The organism is Chromobacterium violaceum ATCC 12472, assembly GCF_000007705.1.
GTDB classification, from domain to species: Bacteria; Pseudomonadota; Gammaproteobacteria; order Burkholderiales; family Chromobacteriaceae; genus Chromobacterium; species Chromobacterium violaceum.
Genome location: NC_005085.1, coordinates 4,326,569 through 4,341,609 on the forward strand (window position 1 = coordinate 4,326,569; position 15,041 = coordinate 4,341,609).

Below are 15,041 nucleotides of genomic sequence, written 5' to 3' on the forward strand. Positions count from 1 at the left end.
GTTATTTGGAGAGATGAGACTTACTCGGCCTTCACCACATTGGCGTTGATGCCGTCTTGCTTCAGCTGCGCGCGGATGCGCTCCACATCGTCCTGGCGGCTCAGCGGGCCCACGCGGACCCGATGCACCATCCCCTTGTCAGGCACGTTGACCGACTGGATCTTGGCTTCCACCCCCAGCAAGGCCAGCTTGGCCTTCAGATTGTCGGCCTCGTCCTGGTTCTGGAACGCGCCCAGCTGCAAATAAACTTTTTTGGCAGGCGCGGATGCCGAAGGTTCCCCCGAGCGCGAGGACTTGGCGTCGGACGTCACCGCGTCCACCTGGCCTGGCAGGATCTTGTAAAAATCGAAGCGCTGCTCATCCTTGCCGCTCTTTGCAGGGGCTTGCGGAGCCGGCTTGGGTTTGGCTTCGTGGGACGCGGCCGGAGGCGGCAGCGGCACGGTCTCGGTGGAGTCCAGGGTCGCCTGGGGCTGAGACGGCTGGGCGGCCGGCGGCTGAGCCGCGGGCGCGGTGGCCGAGGCGGCATCGGAAATCCGGGTGCCCGGCGCCAGCAGCTCGGTCGGCGGCTGCGGCGTTTCGGCCTTGCGCTCGTTTTTGGGCTGGAAGGTGGCGGGCGAGCGGTTCAGATACATCGCCAACCCCACCGCCACCGCCACGCCGACGATCAGGCCAATGATGATGCCCGCCATCATGCCGCCGCCGCCGCGCGACGAGGAGGAGTTGCCGCGCCCACGCGACGGCCGGGGGGAGTTTTTCAGGTCTCGATTAGCCATTCACCACTACCGCTATGTCTATACGGACGGCAGAGACGCCGTCCGGGTTGGATTGATCAATTCTATCAAGCGCCGCTCTGCATGACGCGCCTGAGCTGGATCGCCTGCAATACATGGTTGCGGTTTATCGTTTCCGCGCCCTGCAAATCGGCGATGGTGCGCGAAACCCGCAGTATCCGATGATACGCGCGCGCCGACAAGCCAAGTTGTTGCAATGCCTTGGCCAGCACCGCCAGCGCCTGCTCGTCGCCGAGGCAATGCCGCTCCAGCTCCGCGCCCTGCAATGCCGCATTCAGCCCGCCCTGCCGCGCCAACTGGCGATCGCGCGCCGTCAGCACCCGATGGCGCACCGACTCGCTGGCCTCCCCCGCAGCGGACCGCTGCAGCTCGTCCGCGGTCAGCGCCGGCACTTCCACCTGCAAATCGATGCGGTCCAGCAAAGGGCCGGAGATTTTACCTCGATATCTCGCCACCTGCTCGGGAGTGCACTGACAGCGCCCGGACGGATGGCCGTGGTAGCCGCAGGGGCAGGGATTCATCGCCGCCACCAGCTGGAAACGCGCCGGGAAGCTGGCCTGCCTCGCCGCCCGCGAAATATGGATCATCCCGCTCTCGAGCGGCTCGCGCAGCACTTCCAGCACCTTGCGGTCGAACTCCGGCAATTCGTCGAGAAACAGCACGCCGTGATGCGCCAGGCTGATCTCGCCCGGCCTCGGCTCACTGCCGCCGCCGACCAGCGCCACCGCGGAAGCGGTGTGATGGGGCGACCTGAACGGGCGCACCCGCCAGCGGCCGGGCTGGAAGCCTTGCGAACCCAGCGACTGCACCGCCGCGCTCTCCAGCGCCTCTGTTTCGGACAACGGCGGCAGCAGGCCGGGCAGCCTGGCCGCCAGCATGGACTTGCCGGTGCCCGGCGGCCCCATCAGCAACAAGCTGTGTCCGCCTGCCGCGGCGATTTCCAAAGCCCCGCGGGCGATGGACTGGCCTTTGACATCGGCCAGATCGGGATAGTTCGGCCACTCGCCGCCGATGGCGCCGGCGAACGGTTCCAGCGGCTGCAAACCGTTCAGAAAGGCGCACGCCTGCGGCAAGGACTCCACCGCGTAGACGGCGGCGCCGCCGACCACCGCCGCCTCGCCGGCGCTGTCGGCAGGCAGCACGAAAGCGCGACCGGCGGCGTGGCACTGGCAGGCCATCGCCAAGGCGCCGCGCACCGGGCGCACCGCGCCGCTGAGCGCCAGCTCGCCGGCGAATTCGAAACGGGCGATGTCGTCGTTCTTCACCTGGCCCGAAGCCAGCAGGATGCCAATGGCGATGGGGAGGTCGAAGCGGCCGGAGTCCTTGGGCAGGTCGGCCGGAGCGAGATTGACGGTGATCTTGCGGGCGGGAAATTCGAAGCCCGAGGTGAGAATGGCGGCGCGGACGCGGTCCCGGCTTTCCTTCACCTCGGTGTCGGGCAGGCCGACGATGTTGAACGCGGGCAGGCCGTTGGCCAGGTGGACCTCGACGGCCACCTCCGGGGCGTCAAGCCCGGACAACGCCCTGCTCGCCACCACCGCCAGCGTCATGGCGCTCAGGAATGGCCGAGTTCGGACTGTTCCTCCACCTTGGCCGCGGCCTCGTCCGGAAACGCCTGGGACTCAAGCCTGGCCAGGCGCGACTCCAGCGCCGCCAGCTTTTCCCGGGTGCGCGCCAGCACCGCCTGCTGCACGTCGAACTCCTCGCGCGTCACCAGATCCATCTTGGAAAAGGTGGAGGCCATCATCGCGCGGACGTTCTTTTCGATGTCCTTGGCCGGGCTGGCTGCGATGGTCTCGCTGATCTTGGCGCTGATTTCTTCAAACAGTTTCTGGCTCAACATGGTCGCGGCTCCTGCGTGTCTTGGATACCCAGCCGAGTGTAGCAAAAAGCGCCCCCGCCCTCCCGCTTTTCCTGCCTGCGCGGACAGGGAAGGCCGGCAGATCGGCGCGAAAGCATGACGCGGCGCAGCAATGCACCAAAACCGTGCAGCATAAACAGGCCCCATGCACAAGGAAAGTGCCAAAACGGACAGCGCGCCCTTTTTTGCAGTGCACCACAATTCCAAGAACGCCCCGCGCGGGCTGGCACGATTCCTGCATAACCATCCGCAGCAGAACCATCTGTCAATCGTCCGAGAAGGAGCCGCCATGAAACTCGTTACCGCAGTGATCAAGCCGTTCAAGCTTGACGAAGTCCGCGAAGCGCTGTCCGCCATCGGCGTACAGGGCATCACCGTCTCCGAGGTCAAGGGCTTCGGCCGCCAGAAAGGCCATACCGAGCTGTATCGCGGCGCCGAGTACGTCGTCGACTTCCTGCCCAAGGTGAAGCTGGAGATCGCCATCGACGACGCGCTGCTGGACCAGGTGGTGGAGGCGATTGAGAAATCCGCCCGCACCGGCAAGATCGGCGACGGCAAGATATTTGTCTACGACCTGGAGCAGGTGATCCGCATCCGCACCGGCGAGACCGGCGCCGACGCGGTCTGAGCGCTTTGTGAAACTGGGGAAACCATAATGAAAAAGATACTCGCTGCAATGGCTTCCGGGCTCGCCGCCCTCTCCCTGCCCGCGCTGGCCGATGCGCCGGCCGGCCCGGCGGTGGCCGCCGCCAAGGTGATCAACTCCGGCGACACCGCCTGGATGCTGACCTCCACCGCCCTGGTGCTGTTCATGACCATTCCCGGCCTGGCGCTGTTCTATGGCGGCATGGTCCGCAAGAAGAACGTGCTGGCCACGCTGATGCAGAGCTTCGCCATCACCGCGCTGGTGACCGTGCTGTGGGCCGTCGTCGGCTACAGCCTGGCCTTCACCGTCGGCACCCCCTATATCGGCGACCTGTCCCGCGTGCTGCTGGACGGCATGGTGTACATGAAGGACGCCGGCAAGCTGGCGGTGCATCCGCTGGCCGGCACCATCCCGGAATCGGTGTTCATGACCTTCCAGATGACCTTCGCCATCATCACCCCGGCGCTGATCACCGGCGCCTTCGCCGAGCGGATGAAGTTCTCTGCGATGCTGGTCTTCATGGCGCTGTGGTCTCTGCTGGTCTATGTGCCGGTCGCCCACTGGGTATGGGCGCCGGGCGGCTGGATGGGCGACAAGGGCGTGCTGGACTTCGCCGGCGGCACCGTGGTGCACATCAATGCCGGCGTGGCCGGCCTGGTGACCGCGCTGGTGCTGGGCAAGCGCGTCGGCTTCGGCCGCGAGGCGATGCCGCCCCACAACCTGGTGCTGACCCTGGTGGGCGCGTCGATGCTGTGGGTGGGCTGGTTCGGCTTCAACGCCGGCTCGGCGGGCGCCGCCGACGGCCGCGCCGGCATGGCGATGGTCACCACCCAGGTCGCCACCGCGATGGCCGCGCTGGCCTGGATGTTCGCCGAATGGATCGCCAAGAAAAAGCCTTCGGTACTGGGCATCGCCTCCGGCGCGGTGGCCGGCCTGGTGGCCATCACCCCGGCCGCCGGCTTCGTCGACGTCAAGGGCGCGCTGGCCATCGGCCTGGCCGCCGGCGTGATCTGCTTCTGGGGCGCCACCGGCCTGAAACACATGATGGGCTACGACGACTCGCTGGACGCTTTCGGCGTGCACGGCGTGGGCGGCATCCTGGGCGCGCTGCTGACCGGCGTGTTCGCGGTCAAGGACATCGGCGGCGCCGACGGCAGCCTGGCCACCCAGGCGCTGGGCGTGGGCGTGACCATCGTCTACTGCGGCGTGGTCACCTTCATCCTGCTGAAGCTGGTGGACATCGTGCTCGGCCTGCGCGTCGCGGAGGACGAGGAACGCGAAGGCCTGGATCTGGTGCTGCACGGCGAGCGGGTGGAATAAGCCGCCGGATCGAAAGATTGTTGTGTAAGGGACTTGGCGGGGCTTCGGCCCCGTTTTTTTTGCGCCTGGCGCATGAAAAAACCGGCCAGCGGCCGGTTGGGATGGTGAGACAAGCTTACTTGACGATGCGCAGGCTGGGACGGCCGCTGGGACGGCCCGGGGTCGGGTCGTCGCCGCCGGATTCGGGCGCCTGCTCGGCGTCCACCGGACGCAGCGCGGCGGCCTCCTCGCTCATCGGCTCCACCTCGAACCCCATGCCCTCGCCGGTTTCCCGCGCGAAGATGGACATCACGTTGCCGATCGGCACCCAGATGTCGCGCGACACGCCGCCGAAGCGGGCGGAAAACGAAACCCACTCATTGTCGATGCGCAGATTCTTGGTCGCGGTCTCGGCGATGTTGAGCACGATCTCGTTGTTCTTCACGTACTCGAGCGGCACGTCGGTGCGGCTGTTCACCCACACCACGATGTACGGGGTGTAGCCATTGTCGCCGCACCATTGGTGCAGCGCGCGCAGCATGTACGGCTTGGTGCTGGAGCTCATCGCGTCTCCTTACTTGCGCATCGCCTTTTCGGACGGCGTCAGCGAATCGATGAAGGACTGGCGCTGGAAGATGCGCTCGGCGTACTTCAGGATGGGCGCGGCGCTCTTGCCCAGATCGATGTTGTAATGCTCCAGGCGCCACATCAGCGGCGCGATGGCCACGTCGATCATCGAGAAATCGTCGCCCAGCATGAATTTCTGCTTGGAGAAGATCGGGGCGATGGTGGTCAGGCCGTCGCGGATGGCTTCGCGCGCCTTGGTCGCTTCCTTGCCGGTGGCGCCGGCTTCCAGCGTCTTCACGTGGATGAACAGCTCGTTCTCGAAACGGTACAGGAACAGGCGGGCGCGGGCGCGCATCACCGGATCGGCCGGCATCAGCTGCGGGTGCGGGAAACGCTCGTCGATGTATTCGTTGATGATGTTGGACTCGTGCAGGATCAGGTCGCGCTCCACCAGAACCGGCACTTCGTTGTACGGGTTCATCACAGCCAGGTCTTCCGGCTTGTTATGGATATCCACATCGATGATTTCGAAATCCATTCCCTTTTCGAAGAGCACGATACGGCAGCGCTGGCTGAACGGGCAGGTGATTCCGGAGTAGAGGGTCATCATGGCGGAGAAAATCCTTGACTAGCTTAATGAATGGATGCAGCAGCGCATTGTAGCACTCTCAACCGTCCCCTTCCAGTTTTTCAGCACAACATCATGATTATTAAAGAAAAAGGCGGAATTTCTTCCGCCTTTTCTCAGGAGTGCCCGCGCGTCAATGCACGTCGCGCCAGTATTCCTTCTTCAACAGGTAGACCAGCGGGAACAGCAGCAGGCCGAGGAACATCACCACCACGTAGCCGATCTGCTGGCGCTTCACCGCGGCGGGTTCGCCGATGTAGACCAGGAAGTTGGTCAGGTCGCGCATGCGGCGGTCGAACTCGGCGGTGTTGGCCTTGCCGTTTTCCAGCTTGGTCAGCGTGCCGGCCTTGACCAGTTCGAGCTTGTGCTCCTCGTGGCCCTCGGCGTTCTTCACCGTCTTCAGCTCCTGCTCGCCCTGCCATTCCCAGAAGATGTGCGGCATGCCCACCTTGTCGAACACCAGGTTGTTCCAGCCGGTCGGACGCGACGGATCGCGGTAGAAGCCGCGCAGATAGCTGTACAGGTAATCGGCGCCGCGGGAACGGGCGATCAGCGACAGGTCGGGCGGCGTGGCGCCGAACCAGGCCTTGGCATCCTGCTTGTTCATCGCGATGTTCATCGGGTCGCCGATCTTGGCGCCTTCCGGCATCAGGTCGGCCTTGATCTGCTCCTCGCTCAGGCCGATGTCCTCCAGCCGGTTGTAGCGCATCATGCTGGCCGAGTGGCAGGAGAGGCAGTAGTTGGCGAAGATCTGCGCGCCGCGCTGCAGGCTCTCGGTGTCCTGGATGTCGATGTTCGCCTTGTCGAGCGCGGGACCGCCCTCGTTGGCGAAGACCGGCATCGCGAAGGGCAGCGCCAGCGCCGCGGCGGCGATCAGGTGACGGATCTTGTTGTTCATTTTCCTTATCCCCTTGCTTACACGTTCATGGCGAACAGCGCGGCCAGGAACACGGTCAGCGCCACCATGGCCACGAACTGGATCTGGCGCTTGGCGTTGGTGTCGGTCACGCGCTCCGGCACCGGGACGCTGCCCACGTCGTTCTTGGTATAGAACGGCATGCCCAGGAAGAAGGCGAAGTAGATCACCGAGAAGATCTGCGAGATCAGCGTGCGCACTTCGGTCGGCGGCATCGCGCCCAGGATGCCCAGGCCGATGAACGCGGCGATGAACAGCACCAGCGCGATCTTGAACTTGGGACCGCGGTAGCGGATGGACTTGATCGGCGAGCGGTCCAGCCACGGCAGGAAAGCGATCAGCACCACGGCCGCCCCCATCGCCAGCACGCCCCACACCTGGGTGCCGGCGAACGACGGCACCGCGCGCAGAATCGCGTAGAACGGGGTGAAGTACCACACCGGGGCGATGTGCGGCGGCGTCTTCAACGGGTCTGCCTGGTCGAAGTTCGGATGTTCCAGGAAGTAGCCGCCCATTTCCGGCAGGAAGAACACGATCACCGAGAACACGATCATGAACACCACCACGCCGAGGATGTCCTTGATGGTGTAGTACGGGTGGGAGTAGATGCCGTCCAGGTACAGGCCGGTATTCGGGTCCTTGGGCTGCTTCTTGATCTCCACGCCGTCCGGGTTGTTGGAGCCCACCTCGTGCAGCGCCATCAGGTGGGCCACCACCAGCGCCAGCAGCACCAGCGGCACCGCGATCACGTGCAGCGCGAAGAAGCGGTTCAGCGTGGCGTCGGACACCACGTAGTCGCCGCGGATCCACACCGACAGGTCGGGGCCGATCACCGGAATGGAGCCGAACAGATTGACGATCACCTGGGCGCCCCAGAACGACATCTGGCCCCAGGGCAGCAGGTAGCCCATGAAGGCCTCGGCCATCAGGCACAGGAAGATCAGCGTGCCGAACACCCAGACCAGCTCGCGCGGCTGCTTGTACGATCCGTAGATCAGGCCGCGGAACATGTGCAGGTAAACCACGACGAAGAACATCGAGGCGCCTGTGGAGTGCATGTAGCGGATGATCCAGCCGCCTGCCACGTCGCGCATGATGTACTCGACCGAGGCGAAGGCGACCGGGATGCCGGCGGCGTTCAGGGTGCCGTCCGGCTTGTAGTTCATGGTCAGGAAGATGCCGGTGACGATCTGCAGCACCAGCACCAGCATGGCCAGCGAACCGAAGAAGTACCAGAAGTTGAAATTCTTGGGCGCGACGTACTTGCCCCATTGGCTTTCCCACAGCGCGGTCAGCGGGAATCGCGCGTCCACCCAGTTAAGCAGCTTTTGTGCCTTGCTCATTTTTCGCCCTCAGCTTATTTGTCGTCGCCAATCAGCAGGCGGGTGTCGGACAGATACTTGTGCGGGGGGATTTCCAGGTTCTTCGGCGCCGGCACCCCCTTGAACACGCGGGCGGCCAGGTCGAACTTGGAACCGTGGCAGGGGCAGTAGAAGCCTCCCAGCCAGTCCGGCCCCAGGTCGGCGGGCGCCAGGTCGGGCCGGAAGGTCGGCGAACAGCCCAGATGGGTGCAGATGCCGACCGCCACCAGGAATTGCGGCTTGATGGAGCGATGCTCGTTCTGGCAGTACTTGGGCTGCTGCTCGACTTCTGATTGGGGATCCACCAGCTTGGGATCGTTCTTGGGCAGGTTCTTGATCTGCTCCGGGGTGCGGCTGAGAATCCACACCGGCTTGCCGCGCCATTCGACGTTGATCTTTTGGCCGGCTTCGATCTTGCCGATGTCGACCTCGACCGGCGCCCCCGCGGCCTTCGCCCTCTCGGACGGGAAAAAGCTCATGAAAAATGGCGTGGCCGCGCCGACTACCGCAACACCCCCAACAGCGCTGGAAGCGATCGTCAAAAAGCGACGCCGCCCCGTATCGACTTGTTGTTCACTCATTACAGTCATCCTCAATCGTGGAAATCGAGCCCTAAACCGCAGGATTTTACCCGATTACTAGTAGGGACTTGAAGCTTCTATGCAAATAAATTGATCGAGACGCCAGCAACTTGCTTAAACCGGATTGGAAACATCAATAAATTCGACATTTATGCCAGAGACTTGCGCCAAATGCTCTCCTAGTGCCTTGATGCCAAAGCGTTCAGTGGCATGATGTCCCGCTGCGATGAATGCGACATCGCTTTCCATCGCCATGTGGTAATTCTGTTCCGATGCCTCGCCGGTGATGAAAACGTCAACGCCGAGCGCGATCGCATCGGCGAAAAAACCCTGCGCGCCGCCGGTGCACCAGGCCACCCTGCGCACCGGTCGGTCCGGCCGCCCCAGCAGCTGGGCCGTCCGCCCCAGCGCGCCGGACACGTGGTCGGCGAACGCCGCGGCATCGCCGCCTCCCGCCCAGCCCCCATGCCAGAGCAGGCCCTGCTCTCCGGCCTGCCCGGCCGGCTCCAGCCCCAACACCTTGCCCAATTGCGCGTTGTTCCCCAATTCCAGGTGGCCGTCCAGCGGCAGGTGGTAGGCCAGCAGGCTGATGTCGTGCTGCAGCAAGGCGCGGATGCGCAGCTTCTTCATGCCGCAGATGCGCGCGTCCTCGCCCTTCCAGAAATAACCGTGGTGCACCAGGATGGCGTCCGCGCCGCGCGCCGCCGCCGCGTCGATCAAGGCCTGCGACGCCGTCACCCCCGTCACCACCTTGTTGATTTCTTCCTTTCCCTCCACCTGCAGGCCGTTGGGCGCATAGTCCTTGTAGCGCCACGGCTCCAGACAGGCATCCAGAATATTCCGTACGTCATGAATCTGCATGGTTTTCATTTCCTCAATATCGATTACCGGCGCGGCTTTGTCATCATCAGCGGCGATTTGGCTTTATTGCGCGCGCCCGCCGCTCAATTTTTGCCGGATGTTTTCAAAAACTATAAAATCGGCAAGCCTGCGCGCACCTCAAGTTTTTGCGCCAGGCATGGGCCATCTCACTGTCCAGGCATGCGATACGCCTGAACCCATCACGGTGTGTCCTGGCAGGTGGCGCTCAGCGCCAACGCTATCGCTTTTGCCGGCATCCCCGCAGTGCCCGGCGGTGCCTAATACCGGGTTTCACGGCCGCAAGACAGCGGCGATCCCGATCATACAGGAAGCTTCCATGACCATTCTCGTTACCGGCGGCGCCGGCTTCATCGGCGGCAACTTCGTTCTCGACTGGCTAGCAGAACGGGAAGAGACTGTCATCAATCTGGATGCGCTGACTTACGCCGGCAATCTGGAAACCCTGCACACGGTCAGGACCAAGCCCAACCATGTTTTCACGCATGGCGATATCGGCGACCGGAAACTGGTCGCCGAGTTGCTGCGCACCCATCGCCCTCGCGCCATTGTCAACTTCGCCGCGGAAAGCCACGTCGACCGCTCGATACACGGACCCGGCGACTTCATCCAGACCAATATCGTCGGCACCTTCAATCTGCTGGAGTGCGCGCGCGAATACTGGAGCGGACTGGAAGGCGGCGATCGCGAAGCCTTCCGCTTCCTGCACGTTTCCACCGACGAGGTATATGGCACCCTGCGCGCGGAGGATGCTCCGTTCTCGGAAACCAACCGCTACGAGCCGAATAGCCCCTATTCCGCCTCCAAGGCCGCCTCGGACCACCTGGTGCGCGCCTGGCACCACACCTACGGCCTGCCAGTGCTGACCACCAACTGCAGCAATAATTACGGCCCCTATCACTTCCCGGAAAAGCTGATTCCGCTGGTCATCCTGAACGCCCTCGCCGGCAAGCCGCTGCCGATCTACGGCGACGGCCAGCAGGTGCGCGACTGGCTCTACGTCAAGGACCACTGCAGCGCGATCCGCCGCGTGCTGGAAGCCGGCAAGCTCGGCGAAACCTATAATGTCGGCGGCTGGAACGAAAAAACCAATCTCGAGGTAGTCAACACCATCTGCGGCATTCTGGACCAGTTGAGGCCCCGCGCGGATGGCAGGCCCTACCGCGAGCAGATCCACTTCGTCTCCGACCGGCCCGGCCACGACCGCCGCTATGCGATCGACGCCCGCAAGCTGGAGCGGGAACTGGGATGGAAGCCCGCCGAAACTTTCGACAGCGGCATCCGCAAGACCATTGAATGGTATCTGGGCAATCCAAACTGGATCGAACACGTCAGCAACGGCAGCTACCGCGACTGGCTGGACAAGCACTACGGATGATGACCATGCCCCGCATACTGATAACCGGCAAAAACGGCCAGGTCGGCCACGAATTGCTGCGCGCGCTGGCGCCGCTGGGCGAGCTGATCGCCACCGACAGGCGGGAGCTGGACCTCACGTGGGACGACGCGCGCATCGAGCAGGCGCTGGACCAGCATGGGCCCGACATCATCGTCAACCCGGCCGCCTATACCGCGGTCGACAAGGCGGAAAGCGACGAGGCAACGGCGCACGCCGTCAACGCCTGCGCGGTCGGCGTCATCGCGCGCTGGACCGCCCGCCATGGCGCGTTGCTTGTCCACTACTCCACCGACTACGTGTTCAGCGGAGACGGCGAACGCCCCTGGCGGGAAGACGACGCAACCGGCCCGCAATCGGTATATGGACGCAGCAAGCTGGCGGGCGAAGAAGCCATCCGGCATGCCGCGCCTCGCCACCTGATACTCCGCACCAGCTGGGTTTTCGGCGCGCATGGCGCCAATTTCCTGAAAACCATGCTGAAGCTGGGACAGGAACGGGATTCGCTCAAGGTCGTCAACGACCAGATCGGCGCGCCAGCCTCCGCCGCCATGATCGCCGACGTCAGCGCCGAACTGATTCGCCGCTACCTGGCCGCCCCCTCCGGCTTCGCCTTTGGAACCTACCATCTGGCGCCCCGGGGGGAAACCAGCTGGCACGGCTATGCAAGCTATCTGCTGCAGCGAGCCGCGTCCTACGGACTACCACTGAAAATCGATCCCGCAAACATCCAGGGCATTCCCAGCAGCGACTATCCGCTGCCAGCCAAGCGCCCAGCCAACTCCAGGCTGAGTTGCGACAAGCTGAAAAGCGCTTTCGGCATCGAGCTGCCGGAATGGAGAAGCGGCGTGGACCAGGTGCTGGCTCAATTGCTCCCCACCTACGACAGCGGTGCCCCAGCCCGGGAATGACCACAGGAAATCTGGCAATGAAACGAAAAGGCATCATTCTGGCCGGAGGCTCCGGCACCCGGCTCTACCCGGCCACCATCGCCGTCAGCAAGCAATTGCTGCCGATCTACGACAAGCCGATGATCTATTACCCGCTGACGACGCTGATGCTGGCCGGCATTCAGGACATCCTGATCATCTCCACGCCGCAGGACACGCCCCGCTTCCAGCAACTGCTGGGAGACGGCAGTCAATGGGGGATCAATCTGCAATACGCGGTCCAACCCAGTCCGGACGGCCTGGCCCAGGCCTTCCTGATCGGCGAGCGCTTCATCGACGGGTCACCGTCTGCGCTGGTGCTCGGCGACAACATCTTCTACGGCCATGAATTTTCCGGTCTGCTGCAGGCGGCCAATATCCAGACCTCCGGCGCGACCGTCTTCGCCTACCGGGTCAGCGACCCCGAACGCTACGGCGTGGTGGAGTTCGACCAGCAAGGCTGCGCCCTGAGCATCGAAGAGAAACCCGCCCAGCCCAAATCGCACTACGCGGTGACCGGCCTGTACTTCTACGACTCGCAGGTGGTAGACATCGCGAAGCGCATCAAGCCCTCGCCCCGAGGCGAACTGGAAATCACCGACGTCAACAATATTTACCTGCAACAGCAGCAGTTGAACGTGCAGACCATGGGGCGCGGCTATGCCTGGCTGGATACCGGCACCCATGAATCGTTGCTGGAGGCCGGCCAGTTCATCGCCACCATAGAGAACCGCCAGGGACAAAAGGTGGCCTGCCCCGAGGAGATCGCCTTCCGCAACGGCTGGATAGACGAAGCCCAGGTACGCCAGCTGGCCCAGCCCTTGCAGAAAACCGGCTACGGCCGCTATCTGCTGGCGATGCTCAGCAACTGACACCCTACACGAACAGAACAAAGACAAGCGATGAAAGTCATTGATACCGAGATCTCCGCGGTCAAGATCATCGAGCCCCAGATATTTGGCGATGAGCGCGGTTTTTTCTTCGAAAGCTTCAATCAGCAGCGTTTCGAACAGGCTGTCGGCCATGCGGTCGACTTCGTGCAGGACAACCACAGCCGCTCCGGCAAAAATGTCCTGCGCGGGCTGCACTACCAGCTCGATCCGCATCCGCAGGGAAAGCTGGTGCGCGTCGTGTCAGGCGCAGTATTCGACGTCGCAGTCGACATCCGTCCCGGTTCCGAGACCTTCGGCCAATGGGTCGGAGTAGAGCTCAGCGCCGCCAACAAGCGTCAGCTGTGGATTCCCGCCGGCTTCGCCCACGGCTTCCTCACGCTGAGCGACGATGTGGAGTTCCTGTACAAGACCACCGATTACTGGCATCCGGAGCTGGAACGCACCCTCGCCTGGGATGACCCGGACCTGGCAATCGCCTGGCCGCTGAGCGACGCGCCGACGCTGTCAGCCAAGGACCAGACCGGCGCCTCCTTCTCCTCGCTGCCGCGCTGAAGCCATTTCTGAAATGCAAACAGCCCCGCAGGCATAAGCCGCGGGGCTGTTTGTTTGGGCAGGCATGCGAACATGCCCGCCTGACCGGCTCGATTTACATCATGCCGCCCATGCCGCCCATGCCGCCCATGTCCGGCATGCCAGCGGCCGGCTTGTCTTCCGGCAGCTCGGCGATCATGCAGTCGGTGGTCAGCATCAGGCCGGCCACGGAAGCGGCGTGCTGCAGAGCGGAGCGGGTCACCTTGGCCGGATCCAGCACGCCCATTTCCAGCATGTCGCCGTATTCGCCGCTGGCGGCGTTGTAACCGAAGTTGCCCTTGCCTTCCAGCACCTTGTTCACGACAACCGACGGCTCGTCGCCGGCGTTCTTGACGATCTGGCGCAGCGGGGCTTCGATCGCGCGCAGCACGATCTTCACGCCAGCTTCCTGTTCGGCATTGTCGGTCTTCAGGTTTTCCAGCGTCGCGCGGGCACGCAGCAGGGCCACGCCGCCACCGGGCACCACGCCTTCTTCAACGGCTGCGCGGGTGGCGTGCAGCGCGTCTTCGACGCGGGCCTTCTTCTCTTTCATTTCCACTTCGGTGGCGGCGCCGACCTTGATCACGGCAACGCCGCCGGCCAGCTTGGCCACGCGCTCTTGCAGCTTCTCGCGGTCGTAGTCGGAAGTGGCTTCTTCGATCTGCTTGCGGATCTCGCCCACGCGAGCCTGGATGGTGGCGGCTTCGCCGGCGCCGTCGATGATGGTGGTGTTTTCCTTGCCCACTTCGACGCGCTTGGCCTGGCCCAGTTGGTCCAGCGTGGCTTTTTCCAGAGTCAGGCCGACTTCTTCGGCGATGACTTCGCCGCCGGTCAGCACGGCGATGTCGGTCAGCATGGCCTTGCGGCGGTCGCCGAAGCCCGGAGCCTTGACAGCCACGACCTTCAGGATGCCGCGAATGGTGTTCACCACCAGAGTGGCCAGCGCTTCGCCTTCGACGTCTTCGGCGATGATCAGCAGCGGGCGGCCGGACTTGGCCACTTGCTCCAGCACCGGCAGCAGGTCGCGGATGTTGGAGATCTTCTTGTCGAACAGCAGGATGAACGGATTGTCCAGGGCGGCGATCTGCTTGTCCTGGTTGTTGATGAAGTACGGGGACAGGTAACCGCGGTCGAACTGCATGCCTTCCACCACGTCCAGTTCGTTGTTCAGGCTCTTGCCGTCTTCAACGGTGATCACGCCTTCCTTGCCCACTTTTTCCATCGCATTGGCGATGATTTCGCCGATATCGCTATCGGAGTTGGCGGAGATGGAGCCTACCTGGGCGATTTCCTTGGAGGTCGCGCAGGGCTTGGCGATCTTGGCGATCTCGCCGACCAGTGACACCACAGCCTTGTCGATGCCGCGCTTCAGGTCCATCGGGTTCATGCCGGCGGCGACGAACTTCATGCCTTCCTGCACGATGGCCTGAGCCAGCACGGTGGCGGTGGTGGTGCCGTCGCCGGCCACGTCGGAGGTCTTGGAAGCCACTTCCTTGACCATCTGGGCGCCCATGTTCTCGAACTTGTCCTTCAGTTCGATTTCCTTGGCCACCGACACGCCGTCCTTGGTGATGGTCGGCGCGCCGAAGGAGCGGTCCAGCACAACGTTGCGGCCCTTGGGACCCAGGGTAACCTTGACCGCGTCGGCCAGGATGTTGACGCCGGCAACCATCTTGCTGCGAGCGGAATCACCGAACTTTACGTCTTTAGCTGCCATTCTCGAA

The 15,041-nt window shown here is 63.6% G+C and carries 17 protein-coding genes; 7 read left to right on the forward strand and 10 right to left on the reverse strand.

The window, feature by feature from the left end:
• Positions 1-20 precede the first annotated feature (20 nt).
• The 3 genes from CV_RS19820 to CV_RS19830 form a co-directional block, all read right to left on the reverse strand.
• Positions 21-773 carry an SPOR domain-containing protein gene (locus CV_RS19820; RefSeq protein WP_011137546.1) on the reverse strand — a complete coding sequence of 251 codons (753 nt, stop codon included), beginning with the start codon at positions 771-773 and terminating at the stop codon, positions 21-23.
• A 65-nt stretch (positions 774-838) separates the two neighbouring features.
• Positions 839-2,341: a YifB family Mg chelatase-like AAA ATPase gene (locus CV_RS19825; RefSeq protein ID WP_011137547.1), complete on the reverse strand. Its 1,503-nt coding sequence runs from the start codon at positions 2,339-2,341 to the stop codon at positions 839-841.
• 5 nt (positions 2,342-2,346) lie between these two features.
• On the reverse strand, positions 2,347-2,634 hold the full coding sequence (locus CV_RS19830; RefSeq protein WP_011137548.1) for an accessory factor UbiK family protein: 288 nt from the start codon (positions 2,632-2,634) through the stop codon (positions 2,347-2,349).
• 307 nt (positions 2,635-2,941) lie between these two features.
• On the opposite strand from CV_RS19830, the gene glnK reads away from it, so the two are divergent.
• Both glnK and CV_RS19840 read left to right on the forward strand, forming a co-directional pair.
• Positions 2,942-3,280, forward strand: a complete 339-nt coding sequence (glnK, locus tag CV_RS19835) for a P-II family nitrogen regulator (RefSeq protein WP_011137549.1) — start codon at positions 2,942-2,944, stop codon at positions 3,278-3,280.
• A 27-nt stretch (positions 3,281-3,307) separates the two neighbouring features.
• The gene (locus tag CV_RS19840; RefSeq protein ID WP_011137550.1) at positions 3,308-4,618 is read left to right on the forward strand and encodes an ammonium transporter; all 1,311 of its coding nucleotides are present in this window, start codon (positions 3,308-3,310) and stop codon (positions 4,616-4,618) included.
• A 115-nt stretch (positions 4,619-4,733) separates the two neighbouring features.
• Here the strand turns inward: CV_RS19840 and CV_RS19845 are convergent, their stop codons facing one another.
• The 6 genes from CV_RS19845 to CV_RS19870 all read right to left on the reverse strand — a co-directional run bounded on the left by CV_RS19845 (position 4,734) and on the right by CV_RS19870 (position 9,511).
• On the reverse strand, positions 4,734-5,162 hold the full coding sequence (locus CV_RS19845; RefSeq protein ID WP_011137551.1) for a ClpXP protease specificity-enhancing factor: 429 nt from the start codon (positions 5,160-5,162) through the stop codon (positions 4,734-4,736).
• A 9-nt stretch (positions 5,163-5,171) separates the two neighbouring features.
• A complete protein-coding gene (locus CV_RS19850; RefSeq protein WP_011137552.1) occupies positions 5,172-5,774 on the reverse strand; it encodes a glutathione S-transferase N-terminal domain-containing protein in 603 nt (200 codons plus the stop codon).
• A 151-nt stretch (positions 5,775-5,925) separates the two neighbouring features.
• On the reverse strand, positions 5,926-6,690 hold the full coding sequence (locus CV_RS19855) for a cytochrome c1 (protein WP_011137553.1): 765 nt from the start codon (positions 6,688-6,690) through the stop codon (positions 5,926-5,928).
• Between the two features lie 17 nt (positions 6,691-6,707).
• Complete coding sequence (locus CV_RS19860) at positions 6,708-8,051, reverse strand: cytochrome b (protein WP_011137554.1); 1,344 nt, start codon at positions 8,049-8,051, stop codon at positions 6,708-6,710.
• Positions 8,052-8,065: 14 nt separating this feature from the next.
• Positions 8,066-8,650: a ubiquinol-cytochrome c reductase iron-sulfur subunit gene (gene petA / locus CV_RS19865; protein WP_011137555.1), complete on the reverse strand. Its 585-nt coding sequence runs from the start codon at positions 8,648-8,650 to the stop codon at positions 8,066-8,068.
• 114 nt (positions 8,651-8,764) lie between these two features.
• The gene (locus CV_RS19870; RefSeq protein ID WP_011137556.1) at positions 8,765-9,511 is read right to left on the reverse strand and encodes a Nif3-like dinuclear metal center hexameric protein; all 747 of its coding nucleotides are present in this window, start codon (positions 9,509-9,511) and stop codon (positions 8,765-8,767) included.
• Here CV_RS19870 and CV_RS23695 point away from each other — a divergent pair.
• From CV_RS23695 to rfbC, 5 genes are all read left to right on the forward strand, one after another.
• Positions 9,500-9,706, forward strand: coding sequence for a hypothetical protein (locus CV_RS23695; RefSeq protein WP_139791295.1), 207 nt, complete (start codon positions 9,500-9,502; stop codon positions 9,704-9,706). The two genes, CV_RS19870 and CV_RS23695, sit on opposite strands and share 12 nt — an antisense overlap.
• Positions 9,707-9,848: 142 nt before the next feature.
• Positions 9,849-10,907 (forward strand): dTDP-glucose 4,6-dehydratase, encoded by a 1,059-nt coding sequence (rfbB, locus tag CV_RS19875; protein WP_011137557.1) that lies wholly within the window; start codon positions 9,849-9,851, stop codon positions 10,905-10,907.
• Entirely contained in the window at positions 10,904-11,836 is a 933-nt protein-coding gene (gene rfbD / locus CV_RS19880) for a dTDP-4-dehydrorhamnose reductase (protein ID WP_011137558.1), read from the forward strand. Before rfbB ends, rfbD begins: the two co-directional genes overlap by 4 nt.
• 17 nt (positions 11,837-11,853) lie before the next feature.
• Entirely contained in the window at positions 11,854-12,726 is an 873-nt protein-coding gene (gene rfbA / locus CV_RS19885) for a glucose-1-phosphate thymidylyltransferase RfbA (protein ID WP_043596804.1), read from the forward strand.
• 30 nt (positions 12,727-12,756) lie between these two features.
• Positions 12,757-13,299 (forward strand): dTDP-4-dehydrorhamnose 3,5-epimerase, encoded by a 543-nt coding sequence (gene rfbC / locus CV_RS19890; protein ID WP_011137560.1) that lies wholly within the window; start codon positions 12,757-12,759, stop codon positions 13,297-13,299.
• Positions 13,300-13,393: 94 nt separating this feature from the next.
• Here rfbC and groL read toward each other — a convergent pair whose 3' ends face one another.
• Positions 13,394-15,034 carry a chaperonin GroEL gene (gene groL / locus CV_RS19895; RefSeq protein WP_011137561.1) on the reverse strand — a complete coding sequence of 547 codons (1,641 nt, stop codon included), beginning with the start codon at positions 15,032-15,034 and terminating at the stop codon, positions 13,394-13,396.
• Positions 15,035-15,041 lie beyond the last annotated feature (7 nt).

Excerpts from the sequence above, each read along its gene's own strand:
- CV_RS19820 (WP_011137546.1), bottom strand. The coding sequence starts at position 773 with ATGGCTAATCGAGACCTGAAAAACTCCCCCCGGCCGTCGCGTGGGCGC.
- CV_RS19825 (WP_011137547.1), bottom strand. The coding sequence starts at position 2,341 with ATGACGCTGGCGGTGGTGGCGAGCAGGGCGTTGTCCGGGCTTGACGCC.
- CV_RS19830 (WP_011137548.1), bottom strand. The coding sequence starts at position 2,634 with ATGTTGAGCCAGAAACTGTTTGAAGAAATCAGCGCCAAGATCAGCGAG.
- glnK (WP_011137549.1), top strand. The coding sequence starts at position 2,942 with ATGAAACTCGTTACCGCAGTGATCAAGCCGTTCAAGCTTGACGAAGTC.
- CV_RS19840 (WP_011137550.1), top strand. The coding sequence starts at position 3,308 with ATGAAAAAGATACTCGCTGCAATGGCTTCCGGGCTCGCCGCCCTCTCC.
- CV_RS19845 (WP_011137551.1), bottom strand. The coding sequence starts at position 5,162 with ATGAGCTCCAGCACCAAGCCGTACATGCTGCGCGCGCTGCACCAATGG.
- CV_RS19850 (WP_011137552.1), bottom strand. The coding sequence starts at position 5,774 with ATGATGACCCTCTACTCCGGAATCACCTGCCCGTTCAGCCAGCGCTGC.
- CV_RS19855 (WP_011137553.1), bottom strand. The coding sequence starts at position 6,690 with ATGAACAACAAGATCCGTCACCTGATCGCCGCCGCGGCGCTGGCGCTG.
- CV_RS19860 (WP_011137554.1), bottom strand. The coding sequence starts at position 8,051 with ATGAGCAAGGCACAAAAGCTGCTTAACTGGGTGGACGCGCGATTCCCG.
- petA (WP_011137555.1), bottom strand. The coding sequence starts at position 8,650 with ATGAGTGAACAACAAGTCGATACGGGGCGGCGTCGCTTTTTGACGATC.
- CV_RS23695 (WP_139791295.1), top strand. The coding sequence starts at position 9,500 with ATGAATCTGCATGGTTTTCATTTCCTCAATATCGATTACCGGCGCGGC.
- CV_RS19870 (WP_011137556.1), bottom strand. The coding sequence starts at position 9,511 with ATGCAGATTCATGACGTACGGAATATTCTGGATGCCTGTCTGGAGCCG.
- rfbB (WP_011137557.1), top strand. The coding sequence starts at position 9,849 with ATGACCATTCTCGTTACCGGCGGCGCCGGCTTCATCGGCGGCAACTTC.
- rfbD (WP_011137558.1), top strand. The coding sequence starts at position 10,904 with ATGATGACCATGCCCCGCATACTGATAACCGGCAAAAACGGCCAGGTC.
- rfbA (WP_043596804.1), top strand. The coding sequence starts at position 11,854 with ATGAAACGAAAAGGCATCATTCTGGCCGGAGGCTCCGGCACCCGGCTC.
- rfbC (WP_011137560.1), top strand. The coding sequence starts at position 12,757 with ATGAAAGTCATTGATACCGAGATCTCCGCGGTCAAGATCATCGAGCCC.
- groL (WP_011137561.1), bottom strand. The coding sequence starts at position 15,034 with ATGGCAGCTAAAGACGTAAAGTTCGGTGATTCCGCTCGCAGCAAGATG.